This is a genomic window from Candidatus Cyanaurora vandensis (genome assembly GCF_013285555.1).
GTDB classification, from domain to species: Bacteria; Cyanobacteriota; Cyanobacteriia; order Gloeobacterales; family Anthocerotibacteraceae; genus Cyanaurora; species Cyanaurora vandensis.
Genome location: NZ_JAAXLT010000213.1, coordinates 1 through 9,114 on the forward strand (window position 1 = coordinate 1; position 9,114 = coordinate 9,114).

Below are 9,114 nucleotides of genomic sequence, written 5' to 3' on the forward strand. Positions count from 1 at the left end.
AAGCCGTCGGTTATCGTTAAAAATCTACGTTCATCAGAAAGTTTCCATCCGGTAGTTTTATATTCAACGGAGCGGTTATCTTTTTGGAACTTGGGATAGTCTTTCTTGCCCACAATGTTCTTTTTACAGTTGTCAAAGAATCTGGAGACTGCTGCCCATGCTCGTTCGGCTGCGGATTGTCTTGCCATAGGCTTTATTACAGATGAATTGGAAAGAGCGTATCGCCTCATCAATTAAGGCGAACTGCTCAGGGGTGGCGACTAACTTTGACCCAAGGACTAACATACTATTATTATACTTTATTTAAGCTGAAAATTGTCGCTTAGATATCCTATTCGCCGTTGGCTCATACGACTTATATCTTCGTAGCTAAAGCTAGGGGTCTTACGCCGCTCTTGATAACCCGTCAAGTCATAGCCGCGCTGCACAGAGACCGTCTTACGGGTCCGCCGAGAGCAATTTGTGGGTGATGAGCCGACCAGCGGGGGTGCAGGCTACTAAGTCCGTGAACGTTCCGCCCCGGTCAACTCAGAACTGCCAACCCATCCTGCGCCCACCCCTGCTGTAATTTAATTTGGGCATCCTCAATCGCCGCTGCCCCGCGCAGTAACCCCACCGCTGCGCCCGGACAGATGCGGTTAAAGGGTACGGTCAACAACTTCGCCACACTCCGCAACTGCCGGGGCCAATGGAAAGTCTTCGCTAACTGTAAGGGGCGCGGTCTTCCCTGACTATCCGGTAGTAAGTGTCGCCCGGTGAATAGGATATCCTGCCACAACACACAGGTACTCCCCGGTGAATGTCCTGGTGTCCAAATCAGCTGTACCCCTGCCCAATCACAATCCCCACCAAAGGCAAAAGCCACGGGACCATTAACTAAATAAGCTTCCTGCTCATGGATAGCCATAGCGGGCTGCATAACCTTGAGCCAGGGCACCACCTCCCCGATCCCGCCGCGATGGGTAAAGATCCAGTGGGTTACTCCGCCCAAGGCGACGAGGGCAGCTTGGTGTTCCTCATGCCAAGCCGGGGTATCAATCAACAAATTCCCCTCAGCCCGCACAATCAAGTAGCTAGACCCGCCGCCCGTAGCCCGGTTGGGCTTAAAACGATAGACATCCTTAAACAAATACTGGGGCTGAGACATGGAGCTCCGGGTCAGTCTCTCTCAATCTTGCCACCCCAGCGGTTTAGCTTAGGCCCTGAATCCAGTGCGTAGGCCGGCGGCAGCTTCAGTAACGGCGGCCCTAGCCTTGTCTACCACTGCCCCCATGCCAAAGAACTCATGAGCTACACCTTCATAATTCACCGCTTTGACGGTCAGGCCCACTTCCCGCAGTTTCTGACCATAGGCTTGCCCTTCACTCCGCAGCGGGTCAATCTGGGCCGTGATGAGGGTGGCATTGGGTAAACCCCGGAAGTTTGTCGCTCTCAGCGGTGAGGCGTAGGGATTACGGCCCTCGGCTTCGTTGGCCAAATAGTAACCCCAGAACCAGCGCATCATCGCGGCATTGAGGGGTTTAGCCTGGGCACTTTCTTGATAGGAGGGGGTATCAAAGGCATAGTTGGTCACGGGGTAAACGAGCAGTTGATGGACGGGCATTTTGCCGCCCCGGTCCCGCGCCATCAGACAAGTGACCGCTGCGAGGTTCCCGCCCGCACTCTCGCCCCCCACCGCTACCCGCTGGGGGTCGCCGCCCACACGTCCGGTGTTGTTCATCACCCACTGGATCGCGGCATAGGCATCTTCAGGAGCGGCGGGGAATTTAGCTTCTGGGGCCTGCCGGTAGGCCACCGAGACGACCACACAACCCGCCGCGTTGGTCAAAGCCCGACAGGAGGAGTCATAGGTGTCCAGTGTCGCAATCACCCAGCCGCCGCCATGGAAGTAGACCAACACTGGAAAAGGACCCGTCCCTTGGGGTTGGTAGACCCGCGCCAGAAGGTCGCCCATCGGTCCTGGGATCAAGATATGGCTTACTTTTGCCACGGGCTCCACGATGGGCTTGCTCTGTTTGGATAACAAGCTTTGGACAGCGTTGGCGGGAGTGGGACTATTGCGGGCATTGAGCGGGGAGAGTTTTTCGAGCGGCGGTGACCCAAAAGTTGCTAGTTCGTTCAAGACGGCACTCATTTGACTATCGGGGGTAGCCGTCGCGGCCTTGGCCCCTTGGTGGAGAGCAGCGGCGGTAAGACCAAACATGACAAAATCACGGCGGGTCAGTTGCGGTGACATAGCGTCCTGTGTGTAGATATACTCATTTCATATCAACCCTAGGTAAACTCTAAAATCGGTCCACGGGTAGATACCCATCAAGCTAGATGGCGAATGCTTAAATGGAATAAACAAATCTGCCACCGATGACCCCACAACAGTTTCGCGTCTCGCCTTTAGTGCGCTATACCCTCTACGGCCTCCTACTATCGTTGGTCCTGCCCTTGCCTTTTTTGCTAATCCACCGGGGAGAGACCCAGTACTTCGGGCCGATGGTAATCGGGGTGGCTCTAGGCTGGGGGGTATTGGTGGGTCTAATGAGTCAACGCGTAGTAGTAGATGGGTCGGGCGTCCGGGTAGTCTACGCGCCCTGGGTACCCCAGAGTTTGGTGAAGGGTTGGCAGATCCGCTGGGATGAAGTGGCCCAACTTAAGACGCGCCCCACGGGTCAGGGCGGACGGGTCCATTACCTCGTCAATCGCCAAGATGATGCCTTCTTGTTACCAATGCGGATTGCGGGGTTTGCCCAATTTTTAAGGCTGGTGGCGGCCCAGACGACGATTGACACTAGCCGGGTCAAGCCTTTAGCCCAGCCCTGGATGTACCTGACCCTGCTGGTCTGTGTGGGGCTGATGTTGCTGGTGGACCTCTGGGTAATTATCACGGCCCTAGGGACGGCTCCCGCCTGAGAATAGCCCGTTCTAGTTGGGGTCCGAGGGGTTGATCGGCGGCGAGATTGACCGGGGCATCAGGTTGGTCTACCCCGACCCAGACCCCTTGCCCAGGGCGGGGACTGAACCAAAGTAAGCTACCGGAGATTTCAGGAAGGGTCATCGGACCGGGGGTCACACCCGCTAAGTAGGTAAGGACTGCTGCCGATTCGGTCAACCAGCCCACAGGCGTGACTAACTGGACAGCAATTCCCTGGCTGTGGGCATAGACAAAAAGGCTTACCACCGCTTCGAGAGCCGATTCAAAATGGCCTAAATCCCAAGGGGGCGTGAGGTCTAGGACGAGACTAAGCCCCACATTACTTTGGGGTTGTTCGAGTTCGCGGACTTGGAGTTCACCCAGACGGGCACTGGTGCGCCAGTGGACCCAGCGCATCGGATCGCCCATCCGGTAAGGACGTACAGAACGGGTCGCACCCTCAGCTTGGTTGCGGGACCACTGTTGGGCACCCTGCCGCTCGCCCTGGGTCCCCGCCATCGCCACGAGATCGCAACGGCTCAGCCGCCAAACGCGGGGATAGACCACGAGTTGACCGGGACAACTTAAATCCCGTCCCCGCCAGACCAAGCCCAAGGGCGCACCCGAGCGGACCCGGACACTGGACCAACGATAAATTCCCCGTTGCTGGGGAGTCAAGGTATAGGTAAAGGTCCCCGGTAGGGTCTCAATGGCTAAGACTGGAGCGCGTCCCAGGCCCTGGGGTAAATTGTCCTGCACCTGGAGTAGCCCCCCCCGGCCCGAGATCGTCAAGCTCACCGTGACAACTTCTTGATAGCCACAGGGCGAACAAACTAACCGAGTCGCCGTCAACCCGCGCAAGGCCCAGACCGGACCTAAACTCCCGAGGACCAAAAATGCCAGTCCCAACCCGCTCAGCGCGTACAACCATCCCGAGAGCGTATTGGTCGCTGCACCAAAAAACATGATGACTAGCAGCAGCAACATCACGGCCCCAAAGGTAGGCCGACCGAGCGAATCTAATTTGTGATTCATAGTTTTCAGGTTGCCCAGTCCACCCGCTCTGCTTGCCAATTACTTGTACTAATCTCCACGGTTTAACTAATGGGGCTGCTCTAGCCAAGCTTAGGGCTTGTTGGTCAGCAAAGTCGAGTAGGTCCTCGCCCAGGGTTTCTAGTTGAGGGAGGGATAGTTGCGCCACTTATTGCTGAACCTTACTGGGGAGAGAGCCGACACGCCGGGTCAACAAGCAGAGGATTAAGGCGTGGGCTTCCTCCGGTCTGCCCTCCTATCAGCCCTGGACTAGCCCCCGCGCCATACTCTCTCCCGTCCAGCTAGTGCGGGGTAACCGGCATCTTGCTCATTAAATAAGCGGTCGTGGTCAATAGCTCATGGCGTTGATTCTACTTGGCACAGATTATTTACTCAGAACTCAAGGTTTCTTGTTTGAAGCTCTGGGCTTTTGTAGAGGTCTTCTGGGTGAGCCAGCGGTCCACATTAGGTAACTCGCGGGCTTTGAGATTGGCTTGGAAGCGGATGGTCTCGGTTGCTTCTTGGACTTCTTTTTGGTCGGCGGCGGGGAGGTTGGTTTTAGCGAAGGTTTCGAGTTCTGTGGCCCGTGCGGGGTCTGAGAAATTCGCTGCAATTCCCGGTACGTAGCCACTCTTCTGAAAGGAAGTCCTTTTGGCAAGGAGCGGTTGTAGGTTTTGTTGGACAAAGGCCCAGGCCAACTCGGGATGGACCCCGGCGACACCACTGACGATACGGGTAGCACGAGCCGGGGGTAATTCATCGGTCAAGCTGATGCTCAGGGTCTCACGGGCTAGGGCCGGGTCACGGGCTAGCTGGAGCGCGTTGTAATAACGGAATTTCTCCTCGGTGCTGGTGGCTTGGCGACCGAGGGTGCGTAACTGGTCGTAGGTGGCGCGGTCACTGTGGCGACCGACGGTGGCAATAACCACCTCACGCAGGTCGGGTTGGAGGGCCGCCGGGTCGCGTAGGAATGCCTGAAAGCGTTGACGGGCCTCAGTAATCGTCGCCGGGTCGTTAAAGCTCCCCAGATAACGGATCACTAGATTGCGGAGGACGACGGTATTTTGTGGCTCCCCCGGACGACTATCCCAACCGACTTGAGCCAAGACCGGACGCAATAGACCCCGCCCGTAGGCATAGAGGGTAGCCTGTCCTGGACGGCCCCGTTCTAGCTGGGCCAGGGTCCCGAGCGTACCGACGATCTGTTCCCAGGCAGCGACCTCGGTGCTGGTCTTGGCTTGCTCAACTAGGTCTAGGTAGGTCGTAGCCGGAGCGCGGCCCGCTTCCACCAAGGCCCAACTGTCCCCCAAGAGGTTAACCCGGTCGGTGGGCGAAAGTTGCATCACTTCTGTCAAGGCTGGGGTGTACTTCACCCGATAATAGCCGCCGTTGCCGTAGTTGAGCTTGAGCGGCTGTCCACAGGGGAATACCGTCGGGACGGTGCTGGTTTTGCCGGTAAGCAGGATGGTTTGGGGAGCGATTTTGAGCCGGGGATGGGCGTAGGTAACGGGAATTTGCCAACTCAGGGGACGGGCGGTCGGGTCATTGACGGTGAACCGTTCCTGGGCCAGGGTGAGGACCTGTTTATCCTTGGTGCAAGCGGTCTTAACGCTAACTAGAGGGAAGCCCGGTTGCTCGGTCCAACCCGCTGCGACATTCTGGACGGGTTTACCGGAAGCCTCACTCAGAGCGGCCCAGAGGTCAGCGGTGGTGGTGTTGCTGTAGGGATGACGGCCCATGTAAAGGCGGATACCCGCTCTAAAGTCGTTCTCCCCCAAGTAACTTTCCAGCATTTTGATGAAGGCTTGGCCCTTGAGATAGGTGATCTCGTCAAAGGCTTCGTTGGCCTCGCTCTCGGTGCGGACGGGCTGCTGGATGGGGTGGGTGGACTTGCGGCTGTCGCTGGTCATGACGTAATTTTTGGCGGTACTCTCTCTGAGCCAGACATTCCAGGAGGGGTTGAAATGGTCCGTGGCCTTGGTGCCCATCCAGGAGGCAAAACCCTCATTGAGCCAGAGATTGTCCCACCAAGCCATCGTGACCAAGTTACCGAACCACTGGTGGGCAATCTCGTGGGCGACTACGGCAAAAATATCCTCGCGGGTTTCCTGAGACGAGCTTTTCGGGTCAAAGAGGAGAATCGCTTCGTTGTAGGTAATCGCGCCCCAGTTTTCCATTGCGCCACTGAAACCGCCCGGTATGGCAATCATGTCCAGTTTGGGGAGTGGGTAGGGTACGCCGAAATAATCGTTGTAGTAGACCAAGAGTTTCTGGGCGGTTTCTAGGGCATAGCGGCCCCGTTCTTTTTTACCGGCTGTCGTGATGATGCGGATCTGGACTCCTGCGGCCTCACCCGTCAGGGTTTCGAGTTCCCCGGCGATCAGGGCCATCAGGTAACTGGGCATCTTGGGGGTCTGCCGGAAGATGACCCGTTTGCGCCCATCGCCCAAGGGTTGCTCCTGGGCCACCGGGGTGTTGGAGACTGCTAGGAAACTGACGGGGACGATGACCATAAGCTGGTAGGTCGCTCGAAAAACTGGCTCATCCCAACCGGGGAACATCCGGCGGGCATCGGTCGGCTCCATCTGGGTGGCGAGCATGACCTTTTGGCCCTGGGGAGTGGCGTATTTGTCGGCGTAGAGTCCCTGGGATTGGTTATTGATCTTGCCCTGGAACTTCAGGCTCAGCCGATGGGTGCCGACGGGGAGCGGGGTGGGTAGGGTAAAGGTCGTCGTTTGCTGGTCGGCATCGCTTTGGATGAGAGCCGTCTGTCCGGCGACCTCGGCGGCACTAATTGTCATCTCTAAACTATTGAGGATGATCGTATTGCGGGGTTTCGTCACGCGGATGGTTACGGTCTCGGTGCCTGTGAAAGTCTGGGTCGCCAGATCCGGGGTTAAGGTGATGGCATAATGCTCTGGCAAGATGTCCTTGGGCAATTTCCCCGGCGTGGTGGCGAGGGAGAATTTAGACTCGGCCTGCACCGGAAGTAAAAAGAGCAACAGCGATACTATCACCAGACGTAAGAGCGACATGGGACCCCGGGGCAAAAATTCATCTCATCATATCAGTAGGTAAGCAAGCTTAAACAGGGCAACTCCGGCGGTAAGAGATCCCGACCTGCTAAAAAAGTTAACTCAATTAAAAAACAAAACCCGACCAGTGTTCCCCCCGCCAAGCCTACCAAGTCCCCGGCGCACTTCGCTGTCCCGCCGGTGGCAATCACATCATCCACGACGAGGACCCGACCACCGGGCTTGACCTTGAAACAATCCTGGTGAATTTCTAGGGTGTCGGTGCGGTACTCCAGACTGTACTGCTGCTGAAAAGTGGCGCGGGGCAACTTCCCTGATTTACGTACGGGCACGAACCCCGCCCCGAGGTCCAAGGCCAAGGGTGCAGCAAAAATAAATCCCCGCGACTCAATCCCGACAATATAGTCCGGCTTGAGAAATGCGACTAGCTGGGTCAGACGGTCCAGGGTGATAGACCAAGCCTGGGGCTCAGCCAAGAGGGGCGTGATGTCCCGAAATAAAATCCCCGGCTCTGGGAAGTCAGGAACATCTTTAATGTAGTATTTCAGGTCCATGCACACGCTCGTAGGTTCATGAGCGAACTATACCAGCCTTGGCTTCAATCATAACTAGAGCGATTTGTCCACACAATAAAGCGACTTTGGCTGGTAACTTCTCCATAAAGCCCTAAGGGGTCCGTCTCTACATTTGGACTATTACCCGCATACCGATACAGATTACTATCCCCTCCGCCGAAGCCGAGCGGGTCCTCACTGATGAACCGTTGTAACCTCGGCGAGTAGTACCGCGCCCGGTAGTACAGCACCCCGGTCCCATCATCTTCCCGTCCGGTAAAGGTCAAGTTATTCGTACTTGCCGCTGGGTTGGTGTAGAAATTGGTGTAGGTCGGCAGCGGTCCTGCTTCTTGATAGGCAAACCCATCCATCAACCAGATAGCGTTCTCCCCCGTGGCATAGTTGCTCTTCAGGATGTCCGGCTCATCATCACCGTCAAAGTCCCCGTAGGCTTGCCATACCGTCTAATCAATGCTGGCAATCAAGTATATGCCTGATGAAAATTCCCATGAATTTTCGATTGCCTCCTGATTGCGAAATGAACGAAACACAGCCCGGAGAAAAACCTTGTTTTCGATTGGCACAGCAATTGGACATCGATACTCCTCGGAATCCTCGTCAAAAATCTGTGAATCCCTTAATAGATACAGCGAAGGTGGTTCATCAACGCAATCAAGCCTATTCCAGATATCGACGTGCCATCTTTCAAGCTCGTCTGATATGCCTACTGGCAAAAAAACTATAGCGTGTTTTATGCCATGTGTGTCTGCAAGGCTCCGAACAAAAACTACAACAGCTTGGAGCAATTGATATGTACAGTGAACAAGCTCTAGCCCACTCAGCTTCTCGCACTCAAAACCGCTAATGCTGTCAAAGTGAATACTCTCAATTTCCGTCTTACTGACAGATATCTGATCGAGCCAGTCATTAAGATCAATGACTTTCTTCATTATGGCAACCTCCAACCGTTTTCAACCAACCACTTCTATGTCGAGCGAGACAAGGTCGACTTCCCATGTTTTCAAGTGCCATCCTTATTCAATACGGAGCCATCTTTAAGGTGTATGTGGGTCTGCTCACCCTTGACTTTTCCAACGTCAACGCGCTCCACGTCTTTAGGTGCCTTGCCCTGCTTAATTTCCTTGTTGAGCTGGTTCGGGCTTTTGCCCTCTTCTCCATTTTCACTTGTACCCTCTGCCTTGTCCCCTAAAGGAGCATCCGGGCTAGTGGTTATATTTAAAGGCCCACTCCGTTGTAGCCATAATCCGAGACCTACCGCGAAGAAATCTAGTGCCATCTGACCGGCAGCGGGGACTAAACAGGCGACACAAGCTCGTCTGGGAAACGACCCGGCCCCGCTAAAGCTTGGTGTCGCATCACCAAAGCCACCAAACCCTCTATTACGCGGGGCGGTCACGTCTATATCCGGCAATGTGTCTATGTCACCTTCATCGTCAGACCCACCCCCAGAGCCGTCCGTGAGTCCGAGCGGGTCCGCCTTGGTATGCGGGCTATTTCTCACATAGCGATACAAGTTACTGTCCCCACCCCCAAACCCCAGCGGGTCCTCACTGATAAACCGTTGCAA

General features: G+C 55.7%; 9 protein-coding genes and 3 pseudogenes. 1 reads left to right on the forward strand and 11 read right to left on the reverse strand.

Features of this window, described 5'->3' with window-relative positions:
- The 4 genes and pseudogenes from HFM78_RS16420 to HFM78_RS15045 all read right to left on the reverse strand — a co-directional run.
- A pseudogene (locus HFM78_RS16420) lies at positions 1-285 on the reverse strand (RNA-guided endonuclease TnpB family protein); the annotation flags it as partial.
- A gap of 156 nt (positions 286-441) precedes the next feature.
- A pseudogene (locus HFM78_RS16425) lies at positions 442-528 on the reverse strand (hydantoinase/oxoprolinase N-terminal domain-containing protein); the annotation flags it as partial.
- Entirely contained in the window at positions 524-1,147 is a 624-nt protein-coding gene (locus HFM78_RS15040) for a hypothetical protein (protein ID WP_287130272.1), read from the reverse strand. The pseudogene HFM78_RS16425 and the gene HFM78_RS15040, both read right to left, overlap by 5 nt.
- A gap of 48 nt (positions 1,148-1,195) precedes the next feature.
- Positions 1,196-2,236, reverse strand: coding sequence for an alpha/beta hydrolase (locus tag HFM78_RS15045; protein ID WP_287130273.1), 1,041 nt, complete (start codon positions 2,234-2,236; stop codon positions 1,196-1,198).
- 125 nt (positions 2,237-2,361) lie between these two features.
- Here HFM78_RS15045 and HFM78_RS15050 point away from each other — a divergent pair, with 125 nt between their 5' ends.
- Positions 2,362-2,904 (forward strand): hypothetical protein, encoded by a 543-nt coding sequence (locus HFM78_RS15050; protein WP_287130274.1) that lies wholly within the window; start codon positions 2,362-2,364, stop codon positions 2,902-2,904.
- Here HFM78_RS15050 and HFM78_RS15055 read toward each other — a convergent pair.
- The 7 genes and pseudogenes from HFM78_RS15055 to HFM78_RS15080 all read right to left on the reverse strand — a co-directional run.
- Positions 2,876-3,940 (reverse strand): DUF58 domain-containing protein, encoded by a 1,065-nt coding sequence (locus HFM78_RS15055; RefSeq protein WP_287130275.1) that lies wholly within the window; start codon positions 3,938-3,940, stop codon positions 2,876-2,878. The genes HFM78_RS15050 and HFM78_RS15055 overlap by 29 nt on opposite strands.
- Before the next feature lie 166 nt (positions 3,941-4,106).
- Positions 4,107-4,181 (reverse strand): annotated as a pseudogene (locus HFM78_RS16430) (hypothetical protein); the annotation flags it as partial.
- Between the two features lie 145 nt (positions 4,182-4,326).
- On the reverse strand, positions 4,327-6,972 hold the full coding sequence (locus HFM78_RS15060; protein WP_287130276.1) for a M1 family metallopeptidase: 2,646 nt from the start codon (positions 6,970-6,972) through the stop codon (positions 4,327-4,329).
- A 32-nt stretch (positions 6,973-7,004) separates the two neighbouring features.
- On the reverse strand, positions 7,005-7,526 hold the full coding sequence (locus HFM78_RS15065; protein WP_287130277.1) for an adenine phosphoribosyltransferase: 522 nt from the start codon (positions 7,524-7,526) through the stop codon (positions 7,005-7,007).
- Between the two features lie 44 nt (positions 7,527-7,570).
- Positions 7,571-7,897 carry an RHS repeat-associated core domain-containing protein gene (locus HFM78_RS15070; protein ID WP_287130278.1) on the reverse strand — a complete coding sequence of 109 codons (327 nt, stop codon included), beginning with the start codon at positions 7,895-7,897 and terminating at the stop codon, positions 7,571-7,573.
- A gap of 93 nt (positions 7,898-7,990) precedes the next feature.
- Entirely contained in the window at positions 7,991-8,476 is a 486-nt protein-coding gene (locus HFM78_RS15075; protein ID WP_287130279.1) for a hypothetical protein, read from the reverse strand.
- Positions 8,477-8,547: 71 nt separating this feature from the next.
- On the reverse strand, positions 8,548-9,114 hold a 567-nt coding region (locus tag HFM78_RS15080), incomplete at its 5' end, for an RHS repeat-associated core domain-containing protein (protein ID WP_287130280.1).

Excerpts from the sequence above, each read along its gene's own strand:
- HFM78_RS15040 (WP_287130272.1), bottom strand. The coding sequence starts at position 1,147 with ATGTCTCAGCCCCAGTATTTGTTTAAGGATGTCTATCGTTTTAAGCCC.
- HFM78_RS15045 (WP_287130273.1), bottom strand. The coding sequence starts at position 2,236 with ATGTCACCGCAACTGACCCGCCGTGATTTTGTCATGTTTGGTCTTACC.
- HFM78_RS15050 (WP_287130274.1), top strand. The coding sequence starts at position 2,362 with ATGACCCCACAACAGTTTCGCGTCTCGCCTTTAGTGCGCTATACCCTC.
- HFM78_RS15055 (WP_287130275.1), bottom strand. The coding sequence starts at position 3,940 with ATGAATCACAAATTAGATTCGCTCGGTCGGCCTACCTTTGGGGCCGTG.
- HFM78_RS15060 (WP_287130276.1), bottom strand. The coding sequence starts at position 6,972 with ATGTCGCTCTTACGTCTGGTGATAGTATCGCTGTTGCTCTTTTTACTT.
- HFM78_RS15065 (WP_287130277.1), bottom strand. The coding sequence starts at position 7,526 with ATGGACCTGAAATACTACATTAAAGATGTTCCTGACTTCCCAGAGCCG.
- HFM78_RS15070 (WP_287130278.1), bottom strand. The coding sequence starts at position 7,897 with ATGGATGGGTTTGCCTATCAAGAAGCAGGACCGCTGCCGACCTACACC.
- HFM78_RS15075 (WP_287130279.1), bottom strand. The coding sequence starts at position 8,476 with ATGAAGAAAGTCATTGATCTTAATGACTGGCTCGATCAGATATCTGTC.